The sequence below is a fragment of the Nocardia sp. CA-120079 genome, from assembly GCF_050955745.1.
Lineage (GTDB): Bacteria > Actinomycetota > Actinomycetes > Mycobacteriales > Mycobacteriaceae > Nocardia.
On the sequence record NZ_CP192088.1, the window covers coordinates 5,443,948 to 5,469,511 of the forward strand.

15 protein-coding genes and 1 pseudogene are annotated in these 25,564 nt (G+C 66.3%); 11 read left to right on the plus strand and 5 right to left on the minus strand.

Translation table 11 applies throughout. The features are described from left to right. Positions 1-110: 110 nt before the first annotated feature. Positions 111-3,707, minus strand: a complete 3,597-nt coding sequence (gene metH / locus ACQPYR_RS25095; protein WP_433621405.1) for a methionine synthase — start codon at positions 3,705-3,707, stop codon at positions 111-113. A 136-nt stretch (positions 3,708-3,843) separates the two neighbouring features. Here metH and ACQPYR_RS25100 point away from each other — a divergent pair, with 136 nt between their 5' ends. The 10 genes and pseudogenes from ACQPYR_RS25100 to ACQPYR_RS25145 all read left to right on the plus strand — a co-directional run. Further along, entirely contained in the window at positions 3,844-4,746 is a 903-nt protein-coding gene (locus tag ACQPYR_RS25100) for a PAC2 family protein (protein ID WP_387293241.1), read from the plus strand. Between the two features lie 99 nt (positions 4,747-4,845). Beyond that, positions 4,846-7,452, plus strand: coding sequence for an AMP-binding protein (locus tag ACQPYR_RS25105; protein ID WP_433621406.1), 2,607 nt, complete (start codon positions 4,846-4,848; stop codon positions 7,450-7,452). 531 nt (positions 7,453-7,983) lie between these two features. Further along, positions 7,984-9,123, plus strand: coding sequence for an XRE family transcriptional regulator (locus tag ACQPYR_RS25110; RefSeq protein WP_433621407.1), 1,140 nt, complete (start codon positions 7,984-7,986; stop codon positions 9,121-9,123). Between the two features lie 47 nt (positions 9,124-9,170). Then, a complete protein-coding gene (locus tag ACQPYR_RS25115) occupies positions 9,171-13,112 on the plus strand; it encodes a CHAT domain-containing protein (protein ID WP_433621408.1) in 3,942 nt (1,313 codons plus the stop codon). A 61-nt stretch (positions 13,113-13,173) separates the two neighbouring features. Next, positions 13,174-13,386 (plus strand): hypothetical protein, encoded by a 213-nt coding sequence (locus tag ACQPYR_RS25120; protein WP_063037234.1) that lies wholly within the window; start codon positions 13,174-13,176, stop codon positions 13,384-13,386. Next, positions 13,376-13,699, plus strand: coding sequence for a type II toxin-antitoxin system PemK/MazF family toxin (locus ACQPYR_RS25125; protein ID WP_433621409.1), 324 nt, complete (start codon positions 13,376-13,378; stop codon positions 13,697-13,699). The genes ACQPYR_RS25120 and ACQPYR_RS25125 overlap by 11 nt, the downstream gene beginning before the upstream one ends. A 148-nt stretch (positions 13,700-13,847) precedes the next feature. Continuing rightward, entirely contained in the window at positions 13,848-15,335 is a 1,488-nt protein-coding gene (locus ACQPYR_RS25130) for a TIGR02677 family protein (protein WP_433635238.1), read from the plus strand. Further along, positions 15,335-16,750, plus strand: coding sequence for a TIGR02678 family protein (locus ACQPYR_RS25135; RefSeq protein WP_433635239.1), 1,416 nt, complete (start codon positions 15,335-15,337; stop codon positions 16,748-16,750). Before ACQPYR_RS25130 ends, ACQPYR_RS25135 begins: the two co-directional genes overlap by 1 nt. Before the next feature lie 3 nt (positions 16,751-16,753). Continuing rightward, positions 16,754-20,965 carry a TIGR02680 family protein gene (locus ACQPYR_RS25140; RefSeq protein ID WP_433621410.1) on the plus strand — a complete coding sequence of 1,404 codons (4,212 nt, stop codon included), beginning with the start codon at positions 16,754-16,756 and terminating at the stop codon, positions 20,963-20,965. Beyond that, positions 20,962-21,134, plus strand: a pseudogene (locus tag ACQPYR_RS25145) (MFS transporter); the annotation flags it as partial. The gene ACQPYR_RS25140 and the pseudogene ACQPYR_RS25145, both read left to right, overlap by 4 nt. 185 nt (positions 21,135-21,319) lie before the next feature. On the opposite strand, the gene ACQPYR_RS25150 reads toward ACQPYR_RS25145, so the two are convergent. The 4 genes from ACQPYR_RS25150 to ACQPYR_RS25165 form a co-directional block, all read right to left on the minus strand. Then, a complete protein-coding gene (locus ACQPYR_RS25150) occupies positions 21,320-21,925 on the minus strand; it encodes a M15 family metallopeptidase (RefSeq protein WP_433621411.1) in 606 nt (201 codons plus the stop codon). 292 nt (positions 21,926-22,217) lie between these two features. Further along, positions 22,218-22,418 carry a hypothetical protein gene (locus tag ACQPYR_RS25155; protein WP_433621412.1) on the minus strand — a complete coding sequence of 67 codons (201 nt, stop codon included), beginning with the start codon at positions 22,416-22,418 and terminating at the stop codon, positions 22,218-22,220. A gap of 128 nt (positions 22,419-22,546) precedes the next feature. After that, the gene (locus ACQPYR_RS25160) at positions 22,547-22,948 is read right to left on the minus strand and encodes a hypothetical protein (protein ID WP_433621413.1); all 402 of its coding nucleotides are present in this window, start codon (positions 22,946-22,948) and stop codon (positions 22,547-22,549) included. Between the two features lie 204 nt (positions 22,949-23,152). Next, entirely contained in the window at positions 23,153-24,829 is a 1,677-nt protein-coding gene (locus ACQPYR_RS25165) for a fumarate hydratase (RefSeq protein WP_433621414.1), read from the minus strand. Between the two features lie 256 nt (positions 24,830-25,085). On the opposite strand from ACQPYR_RS25165, the gene ACQPYR_RS25170 reads away from it, so the two are divergent. Further along, the gene (locus tag ACQPYR_RS25170) at positions 25,086-25,556 is read left to right on the plus strand and encodes a MarR family winged helix-turn-helix transcriptional regulator (RefSeq protein ID WP_433621415.1); all 471 of its coding nucleotides are present in this window, start codon (positions 25,086-25,088) and stop codon (positions 25,554-25,556) included. The last annotated feature ends 8 nt before the right edge of the window (positions 25,557-25,564 follow it).

Below are 25,564 nucleotides of genomic sequence, written 5' to 3' on the forward strand. Positions count from 1 at the left end.
CCGTCACCGCACCGGAAACGCACCGATCGAACCGATTCCGATGGGGTGAGAATCACAACGACCGGACCGGTCGGATAACGAATCCCACCCGGAAACAGACCGGTCGGCGCTTACGCGTTGAAGTACTTGGCCTCCGGATGCAGCAACACGAACGCATCGGTCGACTGCTCCGGATGCAGCTGCAACTCCTCCGACAGGACGACGCCGATGCGGTCGGCCTCGAGCAGGTCGACCAATTTCGCCCGGTCCTCCAGTTCCGGACAGGCGCCGTAGCCGAAGGAGTAGCGGGCGCCGCGGTAGCCGAGTTTGAAGTACTCCTGCACATCCGAGGGGTCGGAGTCGGCGACCGAATGCCCTTCCAGCACCAGCTCTTCGCGGACCCGGCGGTGCCAGTATTCGGCGAGCGCCTCGGTGAGCTGGACGCCGATGCCGTGCACCTCGAGGTAGTCGCGGTAGTTGTCCGCCGCGAACAGCTCGTTGGCGAAGTCGGCGATCGGCTGCCCCATGGTGACCAATTGGAACGGCAGCACATCGACCTGACCGGTTTCGCGGGCGCGGTCGCGCGAGCGGATGAAGTCGGCGATGCACAAGAACCGGTCGCGCTGCTGGCGCGGGAAGGTGAACCGGTGGCGTTGCGGCGCATCGGGATTCGGCTCGGTCAGCACAATCACGTCATCGCCCTCGGAGACCGCAGGAAAGTAGCCGTAGACCAGGGCCGCATGTTGCAGTACGCCTTCGGTGGACAGCCGGTCCAGCCAGTACCGCAGTCGCGGCCGACCCTCGGTCTCCACCAACTCCTCGTAGCTCGGGCCCTCACCGCCGCGCTGACCGCGCAGCCCCCACTGGCCGAGGAATAGCGCTCGCTCGTCGAGCAGTCCCGAATACTCGTGCAGCGAAACGCCTTTCACTACTCGGGTATCCCAGAACGGCGGCACCGCCACCGGAAGGTCCGCGGCGACATCGGAGCGCGCGGGCACCTCGATCGGCACCTCGGCCGCCTTGCGCTGTTCGGCGATCCGTTTGGAACGCTCGTGCCGCGCCTTGCGCTCGGCCGCCTTCTCGCGTTCCGCGATCGCCTCCGGGCTGTCCGGATCGATGCCGCCGCCGCGCTTGCGGGTCATGATGTCGTCCATCAGCCGCAGGCCCTCGAAGGCGTCGCGGGCGTAGTGCACATCGCCGTGGTAGACCTCGGTGAGGTCGTTCTCGACGTAGGCGCGGGTCAGCGCCGCACCGCCGAGCAGCACGGGGAACTGGTCGGAGACGCCCTTGGCGTTGAGCTCCTCCAGATTCTCCTTCATCACCACGGTCGACTTCACCAGCAGACCGGACATGCCGATGACATCGGCCTTCTTGTCGACGGCGGCGTCGAGAATGGTCGCGATCGGCTGTTTGATACCGAGGTTGACGACCTCGTAGCCGTTATTGGACAGGATGATGTCGACGAGATTCTTGCCGATATCGTGCACGTCGCCCTTGACGGTGGCCAGCACGATACGACCCTTACCGCTGTCGTCGGTGGCCTCCATATGTGGCTCGAGGTAGGCGACCGCCGCCTTCATCACCTCGGCCGACTGCAGTACGAACGGCAGCTGCATCTGGCCGGAGCCGAACAGCTCACCGACCGTCTTCATGCCCGACAGCAGCGTTTCATTGATGATCTGCAGCGGCGGCACCTCGGTCATGGCGGCATCGAGATCGGCCTCCATCCCGGCCTTCTCACCGTCGACGATCCGGCGTTCGAGCCGCTCGAACAGCGGCAGCGCCGCCAACTCCTCCGCGCGCGAGGCCCGAGACGACGAGGCCGACACACCTTCGAACAGCGACATGAGCTTCTGCAGCGGGTCGTAACCGTCACGACGGCGGTCGTAGACCAGGTCCAGTGCGGTCTCGCGCTGTTCCTCCGGAATGCGGGCGATCGGTAGGATCTTGGAGGCGTGCACGATCGCGGAATCCAGCCCGGCCTGGACGCATTCGTGCATGAATACCGAATTCAGCACCTGGCGCGCGGCCGGATTGAGGCCGAAGGAGATATTCGACAGACCGAGGGTGGTCTGCACCTCGGGATGCTTCTGCTTGAGCAGCCGGATGGCCTCGATGGTTTCGACGCCATCGCGGCGCGACTCCTCCTGGCCGGTGCCCAGGGTGAAGGTCAGCGTGTCGATGATGATGTCGCTTTCACGCAGACCCCAGTTGCCGGTGATGTCGGCAATGAGCCGCTCGGCGATCTCCACCTTCTTCTCGGCGGTGCGAGCCTGGCCCTCCTCATCGATGGTCAGCGCGACCACCGCGGCGCCGTGTTCGGCGACCAGCTTCATCGTCTGCTGGAACCGGGATTCGGGACCGTCACCGTCCTCGTAGTTCACCGAGTTGACCGCACAGCGACCACCGAGATGTTCCAAACCGGCCCGCAGGACCGGGGCTTCGGTGGAGTCGAGCATGATCGGCAGGGTCGACGCGGTCGCCAGTCGCGACGCCAGCGCCGACATATCGGTGGTGCCGTCGCGGCCGACGTAGTCGACGCACAGGTCGAGCATATGGGCGCCGTCGCGGGTCTGATCCTTGGCGATATCGAGGCATTTCTGCCAGTCCTCGGCGAGCATGGCCTCGCGGAATGCCTTGGAGCCGTTGGCATTCGTGCGCTCGCCGATCATCAGGACGGAGGCGTCCTGTTCGAACGGCACCGCGGTGTACATGCTCGATACGCTCGGCTCGTGCACCGGTTCGCGGCGCGCCTGCAGCGGTGGCAGCGTCGGTTCCACCTCGCGCACCGCCGCCGTGACCTGACGAATATGCTCGGGCGTCGTACCGCAGCAGCCGCCGACCAGCGCGAGCCCGAATTCGGATACGAAGCCGCGCAACGCGATTGCCAGCTCCTCGGGGGTCAGCGGGTACTCAGCGCCGTTCGCGCCGAGCACCGGCAGACCGGCATTCGGCATGACCGACACCGGAACCGTCGCGTGCCGGGACAGATGGCGCAGGTGCTCGCTCATCTCGGCCGGGCCGGTGGCGCAGTTCAAGCCGATCATGTCGATACCGAGCGGCTCCAGCGCCGTGAGCGCCGCGCCGATCTCACTACCGACCAGCATGGTGCCCGTGGTCTCCACCGTGACGTGGGTAATGATCGGAATGCGCCGACCCAGCTGGACCATCGCGCGCTGACTTCCGGTCACCGCGGCCTTGACCTGCAAAAGGTCCTGGCAGGTCTCGATCAGGATGGCGTCCGCACCGGCCTCGAGCATGCCCAGCGCCGCCTCGGTGTATGCATCGCGCAGCGCGGTAAAGGGGGCATGACCCAGTGTCGGCAGTTTGGTGCCCGGTCCCATCGAACCCAGCACGTACCGCGGGGTGCCATCGGCGCTCGGACCCATCTCGTCGGCGACCTCGCGGGCCAGGCGGGTGCCGCGCTCGGACAGATCGCGAATCCGATCCGCGATGTCGTAGTCGGCGAGGTTCGGCAGATTGCAGCCGAAGGTATTGGTCTCGACCGCGTCCGCACCGGCCTCGAAGTACGCGCGATGGATATTGCGCAGTACATCAGGGCGGGTGTCGTTGAGGATTTCGTTGCATCCCTCCAGACCACGGAAGTCGTCCAGGGTCAGTTCGGCCGCCTGCAACATCGTGCCCATCGCACCGTCGCCGATCACGACACGCCGACGGAGCGTGTCGAGAAGGGTGGTATCGAAGGCGACTGGGCTGGACTCAGACATGCGATCAAGCGTAGTGGGCCGCTACGACATGCCGAACCACCGTACCGGTGTCGGGCGCCACACCTGCCCAGACAGATGGATCGACGGTGCCGCGCCGACTGCGCAAATTCAACACCGCGTGCTCACACGCCGTAGGCTGACCGGGGTGAACTCCAGTGAATCTCCGGTGTCACCCGAGCCGGAACTGCCGACATTGCGGGAACCTGTACTGGTGGCCGCCTTCGAAGGCTGGAACGACGCGGGTGATGCGGCAAGTGGTGCCGTCGAGCATCTGGAACTGATCTGGGATGCCGAGCCGCTGGCCGAACTCGACTCCGAGGACTATTACGACTACCAGGTCAATCGGCCGACGGTACGTCAGGTCGACGGTGTGACCAGGGAAATCCAGTGGCCCTCCACCATGCTCTCGGTCTGCTCGCCGCCCGGCAGCGATCGCGATGTGGTGTTGCTGCGCGGTATCGAACCCAATATGCGCTGGCGCAGCTTCTGCGCGGATCTGCTCGAGTTCATCGAACAACTCGGCGTGCAGACTGTCGTCATACTCGGCGCGCTGCTCGCCGACACCCCGCACACTCGCCCTGTACCGGTCACCGGATCGGCCTATAGTAAGGAAGCCGCTGAGCGGTTCAGCTTGGAGCAGACCCGCTATGAGGGACCGACCGGCATCACCGGCGTCCTGCAGGATCAGTGTGTGAAAGCGGGCGTACCCGCCGTGTCGTTCTGGGCGGCCGTGCCGCATTACGTCTCGCAGCCGCCGAATCCGAAGGCGACCATCGCGCTGCTGCACCGCGTCGAGGATGTGCTCGATATCGAGGTGCCGCTCGGTGAGCTGCCCAAACAGGCCGAGGACTGGGAGACCGCCGTCAACGAGATGACCGTCGGCGACGACGAGATCAGCGAGTACGTGCGCTCGCTCGAGGAACGCGGCGACGCGGCCGTCGATCTCAACGATGCGATGGCCAAGATCGATGGCGACGCGATCGCGGCCGAATTCGAAAAGTACCTGCGCAGGCGGGGTCCGGGCAGCTTCGGGCTGTAATCGGTTCGCGCCGTTGCGGTCCGAGTTCGGACAATTCACCGAAAGTTCGCCATGGGGCCACGTGTAGGTATGGAAAGGCTTGCCATCTAGACTTCCCCGGTGACTATTCACCGGATCGTCGCGCACCTTCGCGGTTTCGACGACCGGATCGCCGTCCTCTGCTCTCGATCTCCATCGGCGGCCGTCACAGCAGCGGAATCGGTGCCGGATGGTTTGGAGCGGATCACCTATGCGCAGCTGGCGGCACGTGTCGAGGAGTACGCGCGGCAGCTCGGAGCGACCCGGCGCCTCGTCGCGCTCGCAGCGCGCAACGATATCGACTCGCTCGTCGCCTATCTCGGCGCGCTGAGCGCAGGCTGCGTTGTTCTGCTCACCGCGGAGGTCACCAGCGAATTGCTGGATACCTACGATCCCGATGTCGTGATCGATGCGGGCCCCCCTGATATCCGGCGGGTCCGCTCCGCACATCGCCTGCATCCGGAGTTGGCTCTGCTGCTGAGTACTTCGGGCTCGACCGGTTCACCGAAGCTGGTGCGGTTGTCCGCGGCCAACCTGATGTCGAATGCGGAAGCCATTGCCGAATATCTGGCCATCGACGCCGATGATCGCGCCGCGACGACCCTGCCGATGTTCTATTGCTACGGACTGTCGGTGGTGCACAGTCATCTGCTGCGCGGGGCGAGCCTGCTGCTCACCGACCGATCGGTCCTCGACGACGAATTCTGGGTCCAGTTCCGTCGCTACGGCGCAACATCTTTCGCGGCGGTGCCGTACACGATCGATCTGCTCGAACGCGTCGGCTTCGCCGAGATGACACTGCCGAGCCTGCGCTACCTCACCCAGGCGGGCGGGCGCCTGGCACCCGAGCGGGTCCGCGACTACGCCCGGCTCGGCAAGCGGGCGGGCTGGGACTTCGTCGTCATGTACGGCCAGACCGAGGCGACCGCGCGAATGGCCTATCTGCCACCGGAATTGGCCGCCGAACATCCGGACTGCATCGGCAAGCCGATTCCCGGCGGCCGATTCACCCTGGAGCCGGTGCCGGATACCGATGACCAGGAGCTGGTCTATCACGGGCCCAACGTGATGCTCGGCTATGCCGACGGCTCACGCGATCTCGCCCTCGGCCGCACGGTCGAATCGCTGCGCACCGGCGATCTGGCCCGGTGTACACCCGAGGGCCTGTACCAGGTGGTCGGCAGGCGCAGCCGGTTCGCCAAGATCTTCGGCCTGCGCATCGATCTGCAACGGCTCGAATCCGGTTTGGCCGCAGCCGGTTTCACGGCGGGCTGCACCGATGCTGACGACCAGTTGGTCGTCGCCGCCGAATCTCCGGTGGAATCGCTCGCCGCGACCGCCGCCGAACTGTCCGGTCTGCCGGCCGCGGCGATTCGCGCCTGCGCGGTCGAGGAAATGCCGCGCCGGCCCAATGGCAAGCCCGACTATCCGGCGATTCGCCGACTCGCCGCACCCGAACCCGAACTCCTGCCACGCGATATCCGCGCGCTCTACGCCATTGCCCTCGGCATCGATCCGGCCCGGATCCGGCCCGACAGCACCTTCGTCGACCTCGGCGGCAACTCGCTGACCTACATCACCACCTCGACCCGCCTCGAGCGCGCACTCGGGCGACTGCCCGCGAACTGGCCGGACCTGACCGTCGCCGAACTCGAGCGAGTTCCGGACGGCCACCGGACATTCGGTCGCACGGTGGACACCTCGACCTTGTTGCGCGCCGCCGGGATCGTGCTCATCGCCAGCTCGCATATCGGCATGTTCGTGCACTGGGGCGCGGCACATATCCTGCTCGGTGTCGCCGGATTCAACTTCGCCCGCTTCGCGGTGACCATGTCCCCGCTCGCCGAACGGCTGCGGCACGCGCTGCACACGGTGGCGCTCATCGCGATTCCGACCGCCGCCTGGGTAGCGCTGACACTGCTGTTCACCGACTATTACAGCTGGCAGAACGTGTTGCTGCTCAACAAGATTCTCGGACCGCGCGACAGCGACACCGCGGGGCACCTGTGGTTCATCGAGGTGCTTGTGCTGTTCATGGTCGTGTCCGCGCTGTTGGTGCGGGTGCCGTTCATCGATGCCGTGCAGCGGCGCGAACCGTTCTGGTTCGCCATGGGGCTGGTCGGCCTCACAATGGTGTTCCGGCTCTGGTCGTTCGGGCTCTACCCGCCCAAGGATGTACCGTTCTCGCCGCTGGCCTGCTGGTTCTTCGCTCTCGGATGGGCGGCCGCGAAGGCTACGGCGATCTGGCAGCGGCTGCTGGTGAGCGGGGTGCTGCTGATCTCGGTGCACGGCTACTTCGGCGTTCCCGATCGGGAGCGGCTGGTGATGTCCGGGCTGCTGTTGCTGATCTGGCTGCCCGCGGTCCGGGTGCCCGCCCTGGTGGCGGGGGTCGCGGCGCTACTGGCCGACAGCTCGTTGTTCGTCTATCTGCTGCACTGGCAGGTCTATCCGCCATTCGGGCAACACCATGTCGCGGCGCTGCTCGCATCCCTCGCAGCCGGTGCGGTCGCGACCTGGCTGGTGGCGAACCTGCGCCGCAGATCAGTCCTGGTGCACAGCTTCTTCGCCAAGAGCATCGTCTGGAAGCGCACAGCTCTCGATGGTCCACACCTGCGCCGCCGCATCCTGGGCCAGCTTCGCGAGCAGAATGTCTCGCGGAATCGTCTGGCCGGCAAAGTGATCGAGTGACGGCACCACCACGTGATGCGCGTCCGCCCGCTTGAGCTCCTGGGTCAGCTCGGCGAACGCCGTGCCGTCACCGGAGGTCGATTCATGGAATGTCGCGGCGAAGCAGAGCCCTTCCTCGCGAGCGAGGCTGCTCATCGCATCCTCGAGCTCTGCACTGTGGCCATCGGCCAGATCGTCACGCAAGTATCCATAGATCAACGCTTCCACCCGAACCTCCGTTGGATTGGGGATCTCGCTGTTCTCTTATGTGGATCACCCCCGTCGCCGAGGGGCATTGCGCACTTGCAAGAGCAGATGTCCTTACGTTTGAAGCGTGGCAAATCTTCCGCGCCCATATCCATCATGTAGGACGCAAAACTGCGACTGCAGGTGTCAACCCAGTGACATCTGCATGCCCTATCCGGGCCGCTGAGCGTTAACTGATGCGATACTACAGATGTGGCCGCTGGAGACGATCGACCCGTCTGGGCTGTCCGAATGCGCTCCGAACGTGATGCGCGGGGGTGGTCACAAGCCGACGCCGTCCGTGTGATGCGCGCGAAGTCTTCGCACAACCTGCCGACGGACAGTACCCTGCTGCGCAATTGGCGACGCTGGGAGTCGGGCGAGTCGCGTCCGGACGATTTCTATGCCCCTATCATTGCGGCCGCGTTCGATACGGTGACGGCCGCGTTCTTCCCGAAGAATCGTCCCAATCGCGACGATGAACTGCTCTCGGCAACCGGGATGGACACCCTCGAATTCATCGGCAGGCTAAGGATGTCCGACGTCTCCTCGGCCACACTCGATGCCATCCGCATCACCGCGGAGCGGCTGTGCTGCGAATATCCATTCGCCGATCCGCACGATCTGCATACCGAGGGCACATCCTGGTTGCGCCGCATCACCTCGCTGCTGGACGGCCGACTGACCCTGGCACAGCATCGCGAAATCCTCGTACTGGCCGGTTGGGTTGCCCTACTGGTCGGTTGCGTGGACTACGACCTCGGTCGGCGCACCACCGCGGAAGCCACTCGCCGCGCGGCCTATTCGCTCGGCCAGGAAGCCGAGCACGCCGAGATCACCGGCTGGAGTGCGGAAATGGCGGCCTGGTTCGCGCTGACCCAGGGCAACTATCGGGGTGCGATCGAGGCGGTCGACCCGGCATTGACAACCAGCGGCAAACTGGGTGTCGGTGTCCAGTTATGCGCACAACGTGCGAAGGCCTGGGCCCGACTTGGTGATCGGCGCGAGGTGGAAGCATCGCTGAACCGAGGGCGAGCTATCCTCGAGCGACTCGACCATCCGACCAATCTGGACAACCATTTCGTGGTCGATCCGCAGAAGTTCGACTTCTACGCCATGGACTGCTGCCGGGTGGCGGGTGAGGATCCGCTCGCGGAATCCTATGCGCGCGAGGTCATCCGCCACTCGACCCGGGCCGACGGCACGATACGCAATCCGATGCGCGTGTCGGAGGCACATCTGACCCTCGCGGTGGTCGCGGTCCGCAACCGCGATCTCGAGCTTGCACTGGACGAGGGCATGCGGGCCTTCGCGGGCAAGCGCCGGTCGCTGCCATCGCTGATGTGGATCGCGGGCGAGGCGGCGCGCGAAATCATCGAGCGCTATCCGGGCGATCCGCGCACCCGAGTGTATCTGGATCAGTTGCGGACCTTGTCCTGCGAGTGATCATTTCGGCGTACGTTTGACTCATCGCCGGCGGTAAGGGATAGGCGATGAATCGGGTTCGCGTCATTGTGCGTCGCGATGCGAACGAATCGCTACGCACCACAGTGTTCGAGGCGGGTGCGCGCATCGGTGAACGGGTAGCGCCACTGCCTGATCTGGTGGCGTGCGCGTGGGATGTGGTGGGCGGCCAACCGGAAACGGTGCGTCGAGCGGTCGTTCAGATCGGCACCGCCCTGCGGGACGCCCTATTCGAGCCACACACGACCCGGCAGCTGACGCGGCTCGTCGACGGCTCCGCTACCGAGGTCGTCTTCGATGTCGACGACGAGACGATGCTGCTCCCCTACGAGATGCTGGTACTCGCCGACGATATGCCGCTGGCCATGCGGCCGACCGCAGCCATCTCCCGCAGGCATTCGGGTAACGGGCAGCCCACCCCTGTGCCGGCACCGGGGCCGTTGAAAGTCCTCGCCGCGGTCGCCGCGCCGACCGAGACCCGCACGGCCAATGTGGCATTGGATGTGGAAGCCGAGATGCAGGCGATCCTCGACGCGGTCGCACAGGTGCCGACCGCGGATGGGGGTGGCGTGCGCATTCTGGAAGTCGCTTCGCTGCAACAGATCACCGCGGCACTGCGGGCCGAGGAGTTCCACGTACTGCATCTGAGTGCGCACGGGTCGGCGACGATTCTGGAATTGGAGGATGAGGACGGCGATCCGGATGTCGTCGAGGCCGCGGATCTCATTGCCGCGCTGCGTGCTTCGGAGCGGGCGCTGCCGCTGGTGGTGTTGTCGAGTTGCGGCGGTGTCGACGGTGGGCCTGCCGGGTTGGCGCGCACACTGATCAGCGGGGGTGTCGAGCGGGTGCTCGTCATGCAGACGCGGGTGTCGGACCGGTATGCCACGCTGTTGGCGAAATCGTTCTACGCCATGCTGTCCGCGCATCCGGCCGGGTCGGTCGCCTTCGCATTGGGGCAGGCGCGCCGGGCCCTCGAACAGGAGCGGCTCGCCGACGGCGCATCGGTTCCGCCCGAATGGTTCGTGCCGACGCTGCTCACCGGCGTCGCGGACCGGCCGCTCGGGCATCCGACGGCGTCGCCGCGGCCGCTCGGGCGCCGGACACAAGCGCCGAGCGGTGCGACGGTGCGTGAGTTGCCGGTCGGATATCTGATCGGTCGTCGTGGGCCGGTGCGCGATATCGTCCGGATGCTCGATTCGTCGCGTGGGCGACCGGGGGTGGTGATCACCGGCATGGGCGGGCTCGGGAAGACGGCGGTGGCCGGGCGCGTGGCCGCGCGCATGCGCGAGCGCGGCTGGCATATCGCCGAACATGTGGGGCAATGGAATCCGTCCGCATTGTGCGACGCGGTCCGCACGGCGATCGAGGACGACCCGGCATTGCGCACGTTGTCGGATGCGCTTGCCCGCGACAGCGGGGAGCAGGCGCTGAAGCATGTCCACCGGCTGTTGGCGGGGAGCCGGGTGTTGTTGCTGTTCGATGATTTCGAACAGAATCTGACCCGACCGGGCGGTGCCGAATTCCTCGATCCCGGTTTCGCCGAACAGTTTTCGCAGCTGTGCCGGGTTGCCGGAACAGGCCGACTACTGGTCACCTGTCGCTATCCGGTTCCCGGCGGTCTGACCGAGGTCGGCCTGACTCCGCTGAGCCCCGCGGAGTTGAAGCGAATGTTCCTGCGGCTGCCGCAGATCAACGGTTTACGCGTGGACGAGCAGCGGCTGGTCGCGCGGACGATCGGTGGACACCCGCGGCTCATCGAATTCGTCGACGCGCTATTGCGTGGTGGCGACGGCACATTGCGACCGGTCGGTGAACGGCTGCGCCGGTTGGCCGACGAACACGCCGTCGATCTCGGCCAGGACCGGACGCTGTCCGCAAACCTCGATACCGCGGTGGTGCTCGGCACCCGCGACATCCTCGTCGACGCGCTGCTCGACCTGCTCGATGCATCCGAGCGCGAACTGCTGCTACAGATTTCGCTCTCGCGGACGCCGCTGCGCGATCTGGATATCTCCCATGCCCGCTTCGGTGCCGACGCGACGCGAGACCAGCGCCGCGAAGTGATGGCGGCCATCGATACGTTGCTCAGGCTGACACTGTTGACCACCGATGACGACCGATATCTCGTGCACCCGTGGGTCGCCCAAGCCCTCGATGCCCACCACGGCACCGATCGTATTCGCCGCCACAACCGCGCCCACGCGATGCGGATGGCCCGAATCTCGGCTGGTTTCCGGGACTTCGACGACTACAGCGAGGCGTGCGGACATCTCCTCGCAGCGGGTCGGTATGCGGAACTCACCGAACTCGCCATCCCCTTCTGCCGCGAGTTGGACCAATTGCAGGTCGCCGCCCTGCTCGGCGAGATCATGCCCACACTGCCGACCGAAACTCCCGGCTATCTGGAGTTCGGTGCGCGCGAGGTGCGCGCGCTTCGCCGGACCGGGAACCTCGGTGCCGCAACCGATCGCCAGTGCGCGCTGGTCGAGGTGCTGCGGGCCCGGGTCCAATCGGCCTCGGGCAGTGCCGATGCCCGACGCGCGCTGGTCATCGGGCTGGACACCCTCGGTGAACTCGCGATGCTGGCCGGAAATCTCGGCACGGCGCGCGAGCACTACAGCCGATCCCTGCGCACCGCACGGCATCTCACGAATACCGACCCGCACAGCGTCGATATGCAACAGGTGCTCAGCCGCGCGCTGGAGAGCCTCGGCGATATCGCCGTGCGCACCGGTGATCTCACGGCCGCCCTCGCCCACCACACCGAGGCATTGGCCATTCGACGCTCCCTCGCCGATAACGACCCCACCCGCGTGGATCTGCGCCGCGACCTCGCCAATGCCTGCACCCGACTCGGCGACCTGGCGGTGCTGACCGCCGATCTCGACGGCGCACATTACCTCTACAACGAATCGCTCACGCTGCACGGCGGTCTCATCGAATCCGGCCCCGACGCCGTCGAGTCCCGCCGCGGCCTGGCCATCGCGCACGGCAAACTCGGTGACCTCGCCATGCGCGCGGGGCACGGCGAGACCGCGAGCAGGCATTACTTCGAAAAGCTGCGCATCAGTGCCGAACTCTCGCTGGCCGATCCGGGCGATACCGAGATCACCCGCGATGTCGCCATTGCCATGCAGCAGATCGGCGACACCTCACTGCTGTACGAAACTCCCGAGGATGCGTTCACCTTCTTCACCGAATCTCTGGCCATCCACCGCGAACTCGCCGAGAAGGATCCCGGCAATGCCGAATACCGACGCGATCTCGCCATCGCACTCAACCGATCCGGCGATGTGGCACTGCGACTCGGCGAACTCACCACGGCCTCGACCCACTACACCCAAGCCCTCGCCATCCACCGCGGATTCGCCGACGCCGACCCGGGCAATGCCCGAAATCAGCGCGACCTCAGCATCTCCCATGACAAACTCGGCGACTTGGCCGTCCGCACCGGCGATTATCTGGCCGCCGACCACCACTACACCCAATCCCTCACCCTCGCGAAACAACTCGCGGCGGCCGACCCCACCAATACCGAAAAGCAGCGCGACCTGAGCATCTCGCACCACCAACTCGCCAGGGTCGCCGCCGCGACCGGCGCCTTCACTCTCGCTTTTCGCCACAACACCGAGGCACTCACCATCGCCCGCCGCTTGGCCACCGCCGACCCAGAGAATCTGCAACTGCACCGCGATGTCGGTCTGATCCTGTGGGCGATCGGGGATGCCGCCGAACGCGAACACGACTACGACACCGCCGTCGAGGTCTACCGCGAGGCCCTCGCGATCGCCCGGGACATCCTCGAAACCGATCCGGCCAGCCCCCGCGCCCTCCGCGATATGGAATTCGCCTTGACCAACCTGGGGCGCGTGGTCGACATCGTCGACGCGAACCCGCTGGGGTCGACCCGCATCGACGCCCTGCTCGAACAGGGGAAGACCTTCCTCCGGCGCCTCCTGCCGCCGACGTAATTCCCCAGGTAGCGCCCCTCTCTGTAGCACTAGGCGCGGTGTCCGCTGTAAAGTCTGCTGTATGACGGTGCGCCTGAATATCTCGATGGACGACGATCTCGCGGCCCGTCTCCGCGCGGCATCCGACGATAAACTGAGCGACTACATCGCCAAGGCCGTGCGCAGGCAGTTGCTCGAGGATGAACTCAGGGCACTGCCGGACAGCACCGGGACCGAATGGGTCAAGGATGCCGAGCAGACCGCCGAACAAGTATTGTTCGGCCGTGCCAGCTGAACCCACGCACCAAGGCCAGATTTGGAATCTCGTCAGCCGGATCTCCGGGCGCCGCGCGACAGTGGTGATCGTGGATTCCGATGTGGTGATTCGGCAGCGGCCGATGTTGGTCGCCGCGCCGGTGCGCGAGGCTCGCGAAGTTCCGTCACGCCATCAGTTGCTCACCGTCGCAATGCCGCAGAGTTCGCAGGTGATCGCGCTGTACGACATCGCCATCGTGCCGAAGGACAGTCTCACCGAGCAGGTCGGCGACCTCACCTCGGAGGTGCTCGAACAGGTCAAGATCGGGCTGCGAGCCCGATTCGACCTGTGAGTCATGGCGAACAGGGGCAAACCGGACGCGGCCACGCCGAATGGGGGTCGGTCTCGACACCCGCGACCGACCCGCTACTACCCTGTTCCCGGTGACCGACTCCGTTGACGGCCTGCCGTATGCCGCGCCCGCGCTATGGGATGAGCGGTTGCGGCTGTTCTCATTCGCCACGGCCGAGAAGCGGGCGGAGTATCTGTGGGTGCTGCGGGCGTTCGACAATGCGCGGGCGGCGTATGTGGTGTTGCTGCACGCCGACGATGTCGCGACCTGGATCGAACGCAGTGCACCCGATGCACCGCAGCTGACCGGCGCGGAGATCGGACCGCTGTTGGATCAGCTGCATCAGTGGGGTGTGGTCGAGCGCAGCTATGACGGCACGCGAGCCGCGACGCTCGCGGAATATCGGAATCGGCACTACGTCTATCAGCTGACCCAGGCCGGATTCAAGGCATATCGGGCGGTCGCGGGTGTGCTCGAGGCGCGGCTGGACGAGGCGGCGCTGTCGCGACTGGTGCTGCCCGAACTGCTCACGGATCTCAATACCCTCGCCGAGGCGAACAAGGCCGGCGACGCGGAGCGGGTGTACCGGACGCTGCGCCGCCTGGATGCCGCACTCTCGGATATGGCGGCGCGGGCCGCGCACTTCTACCTCTCACTCGGCGATATGGTCCGCACCACCGAGATCACCCCGGAGTCGTTCCTGGCGCACAAGGACGCGCTGCTCGCGCATATGCGCGAATTCAGCATGGATCTGGCACGTTTCGCGCCGCGCCTGGCCGCCGCAATCGGTGAGATCGAGCAGACCGGCGTCGAGGAACTCATCGAGCGGGCGGCGCGCTGTGACGAACGGGTGCTGCTGAGTTCGGCCGAGCGGCAAGCGGATTGGCGGGCGCGCTGGCAGGGGCTGCGGACCTGGTTCGTCGCGACGGCCTCCGATGTTCCCGGCGAATCGTCGGCCACCGAGGCGGATCGGCTGCGGGAGGCGACCATGAGCGCCATTGCCGCCGTGCTGTCGTTGCTGCGGCGGGTCACCGATTCACGTAAGGGCGGGGTGAGTCGCGAATCGGCGCTGCGGCACCTCGCGGGCTGGTTCACCGCCGCACCGACCGCCGACAGCGCGCATGCACTTTTCGATGCCGTCTTCGGTCTCGGCAGGCCACGCCACATTTCGCTGGAACATCCGGATGCGGACCTGATTCCGGCAATCCGCTCCTGGTGGGAGGCACCGCCATTGGAGATCTCGCGCACCCTCGCCGAAACGGGCAGGCCGCCGCAGGCCGGGGCCCCCGCCCGAATTCAACGCAATGATGCGGGAATTCGCCGACTCCGCGAGGCACAGCTCGACGCGCAGCGCGCCCGCGCCGAGGCCGCCAAATCCCTGGCCGCCGCCTCGGTGCACGAACGCGTCCTCGACGAACGGGAGACCGAGGTGCTGCTGCGCCTGCTCGACGCCGCGTCCACCGCCTGGGTCCCTGTGAGCGGCCGCGTCGAGGGCACCACCGGCTCGGATAGCGGTGTCACCCTGACCGTCTCCGAACATCCGGGTTCGACGGTGATCCGCACCGCACGCGGGCTATTGCATTTGAACAACCGCCGCCTCGAGGTGAAGCAGTCGACCCGCGGGAGGCGCGCATGATCAACGCCCGCCGCATCGATTCGCTCGCACTCGACAACTATCAGCGCGCCGCCCGCGTAATCCTGGCCAACCACCTGGTCACCCGGACCTATCCGGACCGGATCGCACTGCCGCTGATCCGGCGCTGGGCCACCGAACTCCGCGAGGATCTGGCCGAATTGTTCGGCTACCGGCTCGAGGTCACCGAAACGACGGCCCGGGTCTTCCCGGTCATCGATCGACTCGATTCGGGCAAACCGGCCCGCTCCGTCACCGAACGCGTCTTCGACCGCCGCCGCTACGCCTATCTGGCCTTGGCGCTGGCAGCGCTCGGCCGCGCCGGCGATCAGATCACATTGTCGGAGTTGGCCGATCAGGTCGCCGCCTTTACCGGCCGGGTCGACGGCCTCGAACTGTCACCCGACCGCGCCGCCGATCGCGATGCCTTCGTCGATGCCGTCGGCTGGCTCGCGCATCGGGGTGCGCTCACGCTGGCCGATGGCGATGCGGGTGGCTGGGCCGCCGATCCGGAGGCGGGTGAGGCTCTCTACGACATCGACCGGCCGGTGGTTTTCGCGCTGTTCCGACCGCCGCGCGCGCTGCAGCATCTGCACAGTGTCCGTGGTCTGTTGACCGAGGATGCGCTCGCGCACGGTCCGACCGCGAATGCGCAGGCCGCCGACGCGGCGCGGCGGGTGCGGCGCAGTCTCGTGGAGCGTCCGGTGGTGTACGCCGAGGATCTGGCGTACGACGAACGACCGCTGTTGCTGCAGGATCGGGTGGTCGCCGATGTCGAACAGTTCACGGGGCTGCGGGCCGAACGCCGCGCGGAGGGCGTCGCATTGATAGATGTCTCCGGGCGTCTCTCCGATGTCCGTTTTCCGGGCACCGGCACATTGGCGCAGGTGGCGCTGCTGCTGGTCGGTGAGATCGCCGACCGTGTCCTGGATATCGACAATCCGGTACCGGTGCGTCCCGGCGCACCCGATCCCGCCGTCGCCCTTGCCGAGCAGCTCGACGGCGCCATCCCCGAGTCCACCGTATTCGTGCCGCTCGCCGATCTCCCATCGACCGATCCCGAAGTGGTGGAAGAGGTTTCGGATCCCGATGCGGAGGCGATGGCGTATGTGCGCGCGACGTACCCGTTCGTCGAAGCGAGCTGGGTCGGCGAGACCGTGCAGGCGCTGACCGACCGCTACGGTATCACCTTCGCCGCGCAGTGGCAGGCGGATGTGCCCGGGCTGGCCAGAGAGGTCACCGCCCTGCTCGAGCGACTGCGGCTGGTCCAGGTGGTCGAGGACGGTCTGATAATTCTGCCCGCACTGGCTCGCTACCGCGGTGCGGTCGTCACCGTCCGCACCAAGCGGGCCGCCGAATTGTTCGTCACCGCCTCGGACACGATCGGGGCCGACAGCGTTGGTACGGAAGGGATTTAAACCATGTCGCTCATCCATGGCGGAGTGCGGTTCGTCCCGACCCGCGCCGGCATCATCAACCTGTGGGATTACCGCGACCAGGAATACTGCTTCGCCGACGGCAGGCTGGTATTGCGAGGACCCAACGGTTCCGGTAAGACCAAGGCGCTCGAGGTGCTGTTCCCATTCGTGCTCGACGGCCGGATCGAACCGCGCAGGCTCAATCCGTTCGCGGGTGAAGAACGCACCATGAAGTCGAACCTGTTGTACCGCAAGCAGGAATCCGCGTATTCGTATGTGTGGATGGAGTTCGCGCGCGGTAAATGGGACGACCCCGAGGTGGTCACCATCGGCATCGGTATGCGCGCCACCCGGTCCTCCGACAAGGTGACCCGCTGGTACTTTGTCGCCGACGGCCGTGCCGGCGTCGACTTTTCGCTCATCGGGCCCGACGATCGGCCGCTGACCCGCAAGCAGTTGGCCGAGCAGATCGGCACCGACGCCATTGTCGATCGACCGGTCGAGTATCGCAATGCGATCGACGCACGCATGTTCGGTCTCGGCACCCAGCGCTATGACCAGCTGATCAATCTCATCCTCACGCTGCGCCGTCCCCAGCTCGCGAAAAACCTTGATCCGCGCGGACTTTCGCAGGCACTCACCGATGGTCTGCGCCCGCTCGACGAGCAGCTGATCCTGGACGCGGCGCGTTCGTTCAGCGATATGGAGGAGGTCGGGCGCACCCTGGAGGGGCTGGTCCACGCCGATACCGCCACCAGGTCGTTCGTCGATGTGTACCGTAAATACCTTGCGGTACAGGCGAAGACCGATGTCGATCAGGTACGGACCCGACTCGATGCGGTGACCCACGCCAGCACCGCACTATTCGCTGCCACCGCACTGCGCGAACGTCGCGAGGGCGAACGCACCGCCGCCGAGGCGCGCGCCGACGATGCCGACCGCGCCTACGAACAGGCACTCTCCGACCGGGAAACCCTGCAGCGCTCCAGCGCCTACGAGGGCAAACAGCAACTCGACGATCTCGCGGACGCGGTGCGCCGCCTGGAGACCTCGGCGGGTGTGCACAAGGATAAGGCGCTCAAGGCCAGGCAGACCCTCGATCAGCGCGGTCAGGAGGCCGAACGCGCCAAGGCGGCGGTACAGAATGCGGCCGCCGCGCTGGCCCGCGGCGAGGACGAATTGCGTGCCGCCGCCGAAGAGGCGGGCATTACCTGGGCCGGATCGGCCGACCAGGCCCGTGGCGATCAGCTGACCGCCGCGGTTCGTGGACATGCCGAAGAACGCGACGCCGACGTGCGCGCGGTGCGCAAGGCGCTCGGTCTGATGGATTCCGCTACGGCCGAACGGAATCGGGCCGAACAGCTGGCCGAACGGGCTCGGGCGCTGCGCGAATCGGCCGCCGCCGAGGTCTCGGCCGCCGAGGCGGCCGTTGTGCTGGCGCGCACTCAAGCCGCCGGTGCACTGCGCACCTGGTGGGATGCGCATCGAGAGGTGTACTCCCCCATTCAGAAAGGCCTGTTCGAAGCGCTCGACACCGCACTGACCGCGGCCGGCTCCGATGAGGCGGCCGGTGTGGCCGAGGTTTTGGCCGAACGCGCCGAACCGCTGCTCGACGACATCCGAACGCGCCGTCAGGAAGCACGCGCCACCGCCGCGCTGGCCGGTGACCGGCTGGTCGAGCTCGATGCCGAACGCGAGGAGGTCGCGGCCCAGCGTGACGAGGCCCCGCCGGTTTCGGCCGCTCGTGCGCGGAATGCGCAAGGCCGTCCGGGTGCGCCCCTGTGGCGACTGGTCCGTTTCGCTGAATCCGTGACACCAGCGCAGGCCGCAGGCATCGAGGCCGCTCTGCACGCCGCGGACTTGCTCGAGGGCTGGGTCTGCGCGGAATCCGAACGGCCGGAGTACACCTCCGACCAGTTCCTGGTTCCATTGCCTACCTCGGCGCGGCCGTCCGGGCGCACGCTGGCCGATGTCCTTGTCGTGGAGGATGATTCGGCCGATCTCACGGTGCCGAAACAGGTCATCGCAGGCGTCCTGGCCTCCATCGCCCTGTACGACAAGGACTCCGACCTCGGCACCGAAGTCGGCGTGAGCACCACCGGCGGTTTCCGCCAGGGCATTCAGGTGGGCCGCCACCACAAACCTGATGCCGAATTCATCGGCGCGACCGCCCGCGCGAAGCGCCGGGAAATCCGGCTCGCCGAGTTGGCCGCCGCAATCGAGTCCACCGAGGAGACACAGCGGCAGGCACAGGCCGCCGAGTCGGCAGCGAGCGCCGAACTAGCGCGAATCTCCGCCGCCGCCAAGGCACTACCGCGTCCCTCAGCCGTCACCGCCGCCCTGCGCTCGGTTTCGGAAGCCGCCGGCATGATGCGCTCGCGCTCCGAGGCCGTCGCACAGGCTGAACACGACCTCGACCAAGCGGTCGCTGAGGCGTCGGCCGTCGAGAAGAAGCTGCGCTCGGTCGCCCAGGCGCACCGCACACCGCGCGATGCCCGCGAGATCGATGCCCTCGCCGCCGCCATCCGGCACTTCGAGAACACCGGAACGGGCCTGTTGCGCTTGCGTGCCGACCACGAACGGGAGCGCGAACGCGAACGCGAGGGTTCGGACCGCTTCGACGAGGCCCGCGATCTGGCCGAGGCCTTCGCCGAAGAGGCCGAGGCCGCCAATGCGGGCTACCAGGAGCAGCTGCGCAAACTCGAAACCCTGCGCGAGGCACTCGGCGCGGGCGCCGCCGATATCGATCGCGAACTCGAACAGGCGCGCGCGAAGATCGAGGCGACTCGGGCCGAGCAGAAGGCCGCACGCAAGGCCGCAAATGAGGCGATCGAGGCGATCGGTGACGCGGAGGCCGCCTACCGCACCGCGCACGAGTCGCTCGGTACCGCGCTCACCGAGGTCCTCGCCGATGTGAAAGCCCTTGCGCCCTACGCCCAGCCGGATCTGCTCACCCTGCTCGGCGCACCGGCCGACAACCGCTGGCCGAGCAGCGATGCCGCCTGGTCGACGCCCGAACAACTGCTCTACCGCATTTCGGCGGCCGGGCCGCAGGTCGAACCCCAGGTGCTGCCGGATGAGGTAGCCGAACTCTTCGTCGATTTGACTGCCGCAACGTCTTCCGTGCGGGCGGGCGAGGCGGCCCGCAAATCCACGCGCAGTGCGGTGACCTCCGCACTCCAGGAATTCGATGCCGCGCTGGCCGCTTCCGGCCGCGACTACCGGCTGCAATGGGATGCCGCGGACGGCCTGACAGTCGTCCAGGTACAGGACGACAACGGGTTGTCGGCCCTCGCGGATTTCGCCACCCGCATCGACGCCGCCCGCCGCGACCAGGAATTGCTGCTCACCGACGCCGAACGCCGGATCCTCGAGGACGCACTGCTCACCGGCCTGGCTCAGCAGATTTATGAGCGCACCAGCGATGCACGCGATCTCATCGCCCGCATGGGTGCGGAAATGAAGCAGCGCCGCATGTCCTCGGGCAATACCATCGGCGTGCACTGGGTGCTGTCCGATTCACTCTCGGATGCGGCCCGGGCCATGTGCAAGCTGTTGGATCGCGACGCCTCCTCGCTCGTCGCCGATGATCTGGCGGCCATCCGCGCGCACTTCGCCGCCGAGATCCGGGCCGCGCGTGCCGCGCATCCGGAGCGTTCCTACCCTGAAATCCTGGGTGCGACACTGGACTACCGGACCTGGCGGGTGTTCTCCTTCACCCTCATCTCCGCCGACGGCAGCGAGGACAAGCTGACGGTGGCCAGGCACAGTGCGCTCTCCGGCGGTGAACAGTCGGTCTCGCTGCATCTGCCGCTGTTCGCCGCCGCGCACGTCATGCTCGACTCGGCCGATCCACAGGCGCCGCGACTGCTCGCGCTGGACGAGGCGTTTGCCGGTGTCGACGACAACGGCCGCAGCGAATTGCTCGGCCTGAGTGTGCAATTCGACCTCGACCTGTTCATGACCGGCTACGACCTGTGGATCACCTACCCGCACGTCCCCGGCTGCGCGCATTACGATCTCGCGCATTCGGCCGCCGAGAACACCGTCAGCGCAACGCTGCTGGTGTGGGACAGCGGCGATCTGCTCGCCGAACACGATGGGACCGATCTCACCACCGCGCTAGGCTCCCCCAACCGCCGCCGCGTCCCGAACTCGATCGAAGGCGGGCTGGCGCTGGACAATATGCCGGGCATCCCGGCGCCGGTCGGCTGAGCCCCGCCGCCGCAACGCCGGCGTCGTTCAGCACTTTCGCGGTCGGCTTCGGCGCACGACCGATCGGCGGTCTGCTCTTCAGCCACTTCGGTGATCGGATCGTCGCAAGACCACCCTCGTGGTCTCGCTGTTTCTGATGGGTGTGAGCACCATGTTCGTCGGGGTGATCGAGATCTCGGTCGTCCTCGGCGGCGGCCTCGCCCCGCTCATCGCAACCGCACTGTGGACCGCGGGCTCGACCGCGGCGACCTGCTATATCGTCGCAGTCTGCGCGTTGAGCACGATCAGCACGGCGGTGCTGATCGGGCAGCCGAGGGAAACGCAGAGGTCGCGGTGCCCGTACCGGTCGGCTGACTACTGCCCGAAGGAGCCGCTCGACCACGGCGGGAGCGGGATGGACGGCAATCCCGGGAGGACGGGCTGGATCGGCGACGTCGGAGCCGGGGCGGTACCGCCCTCGCTCGCGTCCGCGCGCAACGCCGGGCAGGCTCCGCCCGGGGCGGTGGCGAGTTCGAAATGCCACCATTCGTTCTGATAGATCCGGCACAGGCCCCAGCGATTCCCATTGGCCTCGAGCCACTGCGCCCCGCCCTGCGGCCCCACATCGATCGCCCGGCCCTGCACATGGGTCGACTCGTTGGGCGGCAGCACCCACCGCCGCGCCTCCTCGGGACTGCCGTAGGTCCGCACCCCGTCGTCCCAGAGCGCCTGCTGCTCGGCGGGCGTGCGGTAGCCGGAGTTTATGTACAGTCCCACCCCTTCGGCACGCGCCTGGTTCTCGGCCTGGGCGTACGCCGCGGCGAGGCCCGGTTCCAGCTCCTCGGTCCCGCTGGCAGTGCCGGCCACCTGCACGATCGGCGCGGCCGTGGCGGCGGGCATGGACAGCCCGGCCGCGCCCATCACCGGCAACAGTGCGGCGGATACGCCTAGCAGAGTCCGGGCACGAAGCGTCAGCGACATGTCAGCGATAGTAACGGCCCCGCGGCCCCGGACCCCCCATCCACTCTCCCGACGGCTCACACCGCACCTCGATCACCGCTAGCAACACACCGGCGAACGCGAGGACACGATGCTGTCCGAACGGACGTCATTCACATAGCTTTCCACATACTCACAGCACAATAAATCACCAATGTCCGAAACATCCTGTGCCACGCCCGATTTGTCGCAGCGGAAATCCCCCTGTCCACAATCTATTCCAGTGTTGTGGATCACGATCAACAATCCCCAGCAACCCCCGAGAAACCGGAAACTACCGCGCCTTCACGAGTTTCACGACCTCGCCGGAATCCCCACCGTCGACGAATTCGACCCACACGCGATCCCCGGTATGCAGTGGCACATCGGACTCGATCACCGCATCGCGTACCACGAACGCCTCGCACGACTCGGTCGTCACGACCCCGAAGCCGCCGTCCCGATCGGCAACCCAGCGCCCCACGATCGCCCACATGCGAGGCAACCCTATTGCATCGCAAGCCTTTCCGCTGCGACACGAGCGCCCCACAGACGCAGAACGGGCGGCTACCGCACCCTAGTCGAGTGCGATAGCCACCCGCTATAATGCCGAAAGGCTATGAGTCAGGGGCGCACGGAGTCCGACCCGCGGATCGCTTCGGCCGCTTCACGATTGCGGTCGATGCGCTCGATGATCTCCTGGCCGTGCGCCCGCGCGTAGGCGATGGCGATCTTGATTCTGCGGGAGTGCAGATCCGATTGCTGGCTCAGGACAGCGATACGGCGTTCCTCCGGACCGTCCAGTTCCTGTAGGCGCGCAACGACTTCCCACACCTCCGGCCCCGCGGCCAATGCCGCGCGGCGGTCGGAGATGGGGCCGCGGAAAACGATTCCGGGATGGTCGAGTTGATCGAAACCCTCCCGGATCAGGCGGTTGAGTAGTGCGGTGGAACTGGTTCCCTCACGAGCGGCGCGTTCGGCCAACCGACGGCTGGCGGATTCCGAGATACGAAACGACGTACTCATTGCCCTCCTCGACCTCCATCGACACCGGTGCAGCGATGTACCCCTAATCAAGAGTGCATCGCTCGGCGGGATTGTTACCCCGGCGAACGGGGTGACAATCCGGTGTCCGGACATGTGCCCTGATGGCCGACCGTCTCGGGCGACCTGCAAGCAGTCGCTAGCGGCCCGTTTCGAGCGACCTGCAAGCAGTCGCCAGCGGCCCGATCAGACGCGTTCCTTCGAGCGGGTGCGCACCCGCAACGCAATCGGCTTCTGCGTTTCCGCGAAGAAGTCGTTGCCCTTGTCGTCCACCACGATGAATGCCGGAAAATCTTCGACCTCGATCTTCCAGACCGCCTCCATGCCCAGCTCCGGATACTCCAGTACCTCGACGGATTTGATGCAATCCAGTGCCAGTCGCGCCGCGGGACCGCCGATGGAACCGAGGTAGAAACCGCCGTGTTCCTTGCACGCCTTGGTCACCTGGGCCGAGCGATTGCCCTTGGCCAGCATGACGAACGACCCGCCCGCAGCCTGGAACTGATCGACGTAGGAGTCCATCCGGCCCGCGGTGGTCGGGCCGAACGAACCGGAGGCGTAGCCCTCGGGCGTCTTCGCCGGGCCGGCGTAGTACACGGCCATCTCGCGCAGATATTCCGGCATCGGCTCGCCCGCGTCGAGGCGCTCCTTGATCTTTGCGTGTGCGATGTCGCGGGCGACGACCAGCGGACCGGTCAGCGAAAGCCTGGTCTTCACCGGGTATTTCGACAATTCGGCGCGAATCTCCGACATCGGCCGGTTCAGGTCGACCTCGACCACATCGCCGCCGAGGATGGAGTCGGTCTGCTCGGGCAGGTAGTGCGCGGGCTCGAGCTCGAGCTGTTCCAGGAACACACCCTCCGGTGTGATCTTGGCCAGCGCCTGCCGGTCGGCCGAGCAGGACACCGCGATGGCGACCGGGCAGCTGGCGCCGTGCCGGGGCAGGCGCACCACGCGCACGTCGTGGCAGAAGTACTTACCGCCGAATTGCGCGCCGATACCGAAGGACTGGGTGAGCTTGAAGACCTCTTCCTCGAGCTCCAGATCACGGAAAGCGTGTGCCGCGAGGGAACCCTCGGTCGGCAGGGTGTCCAAATAGTGCGCCGAAGCGTATTTGGCCGTTTTCAACGCGAATTCCGCACTGGTGCCACCGATTACCACCGCGAGGTGGTACGGCGGGCAGGCGGCGGTGCCGAGCGAGCGGATCTTCTCGTCCAGGAACTCCAGCATGCGCGTGGGATTCAGCACGGCCTTGGTCTCCTGGTACAGGAACGACTTGTTCGCCGAACCACCGCCCTTGGCCATGAACAGGAACTTGTAGGACGGATGCGCGGGATCGCCCGCCGTGGAGTACAACTCGATCTGCGCGGGCAGATTGGTGCCGGTGTTCTTCTCCTCCCACATGGTGATGGGCGCGAGTTGCGAGTAGCGCAGATTCAACTTGGTGTAGGCGTCGAATACGCCGCGGCTGATCCATTCGGCATCGTCCACACCGGTGAGCACACCCTCGGACTTCTTGCCCATCACGATGGCGGTGCCGGTGTCCTGACACATCGGCAGGATGCCGCCCGCGGAAATATTGACGTTCTTGAGCAGGTCCAGCGCGACGAAGCGATCATTACCGCTGGCCTCGGGATCATCGATGATCCGGCGCAGCTGCGAAAGATGTGCGGGCCGCAGGTAATGGCTGATGTCGTGCATCGCCTCGGCGGTGAGCAGGCGCAACGCCTCGGGTTCGACCTGCAGGAAGGTACGGCCATTGTGTTCGAAGGTGCTGACGCCCTCGGTGGTGATCAACCGGTAGGGGGTGTCGTCGGCGCCGATCGGCAGCAGATCTGAATAGCGGAAATCCGGCGCGGTCACGGACGCACTCCTTATTCGGTCCAAGGGCTGACGCACCGCCGGGGCCCTGGAAGGGCATTCGGCAGGCTGGTCACGAGCACAAGGAGCGTATCCAGCAATAGGAGGCCGACCGTGCTTAGGCAACCCTCACTCGGTGCATCCTGCCAAAAGGTTGCACGTTCAACCCCAGCAGTGCTACCTCTCAGATCTGGCAGTTGTCGCCGCGACATCATGCGGCGGGACAATTCAATGACATGTCAGAGTTTGGAGCGCTCTCGTGACCGATCCCCATTGGCTCGATGACATCGAAATGCGCGCATGGGTGGGATATGTGCGCACCAGGGACCTCATCGCCGCCGCGGTCGGGCGCGACTCATCCCGCGAGTCGAACCTCACCTACGTCGAATACTCGGTGCTGGCCTACCTGGCCGACGCACCGGATCATCGACTCACCTTCGCCGACCTCGCCGCCAAACTCGAATGGTCGCAGAGCAGGCTGTCCCATCAGATCACCCGCATGGAGAAGCGCGCGCTGGTCGCCAGGGAACCGATTCCGGACGACGCCCGCCGCACCGCCGCGCGGCTCACCCCGCGCGGCGCCGACGTGCTGGCCACCGCCGCGCCCGCACATGTGCAGAGCGTGCGCAAACATATGGTCGACGTACTCGACCGCCAGCAATTGGCCGCCCTCGCCGATATCTACGACACGCTGCTCGCCCATCATCGAAGAGCCGCGGCTCCCGAATAATCCGCCGG

What these genes read in the sequence shown, in the direction of transcription:
- ACQPYR_RS25150 (WP_433621411.1), bottom strand. Translation starts at nt 21,925, where the DNA reads ATGTCGCTGACGCTTCGTGCCCGGACTCTGCTAGGCGTATCCGCCGCA.
- ACQPYR_RS25140 (WP_433621410.1), top strand. Translation starts at nt 16,754, where the DNA reads ATGTCGCTCATCCATGGCGGAGTGCGGTTCGTCCCGACCCGCGCCGGC.
- ACQPYR_RS25120 (WP_063037234.1), top strand. Translation starts at nt 13,174, where the DNA reads ATGACGGTGCGCCTGAATATCTCGATGGACGACGATCTCGCGGCCCGT.
- ACQPYR_RS25155 (WP_433621412.1), bottom strand. Translation starts at nt 22,418, where the DNA reads ATGTGGGCGATCGTGGGGCGCTGGGTTGCCGATCGGGACGGCGGCTTC.
- ACQPYR_RS25160 (WP_433621413.1), bottom strand. Translation starts at nt 22,948, where the DNA reads ATGAGTACGTCGTTTCGTATCTCGGAATCCGCCAGCCGTCGGTTGGCC.
- metH (WP_433621405.1), bottom strand. Translation starts at nt 3,707, where the DNA reads ATGTCTGAGTCCAGCCCAGTCGCCTTCGATACCACCCTTCTCGACACG.
- ACQPYR_RS25115 (WP_433621408.1), top strand. Translation starts at nt 9,171, where the DNA reads ATGAATCGGGTTCGCGTCATTGTGCGTCGCGATGCGAACGAATCGCTA.
- ACQPYR_RS25110 (WP_433621407.1), top strand. Translation starts at nt 7,984, where the DNA reads ATGCGCGCGAAGTCTTCGCACAACCTGCCGACGGACAGTACCCTGCTG.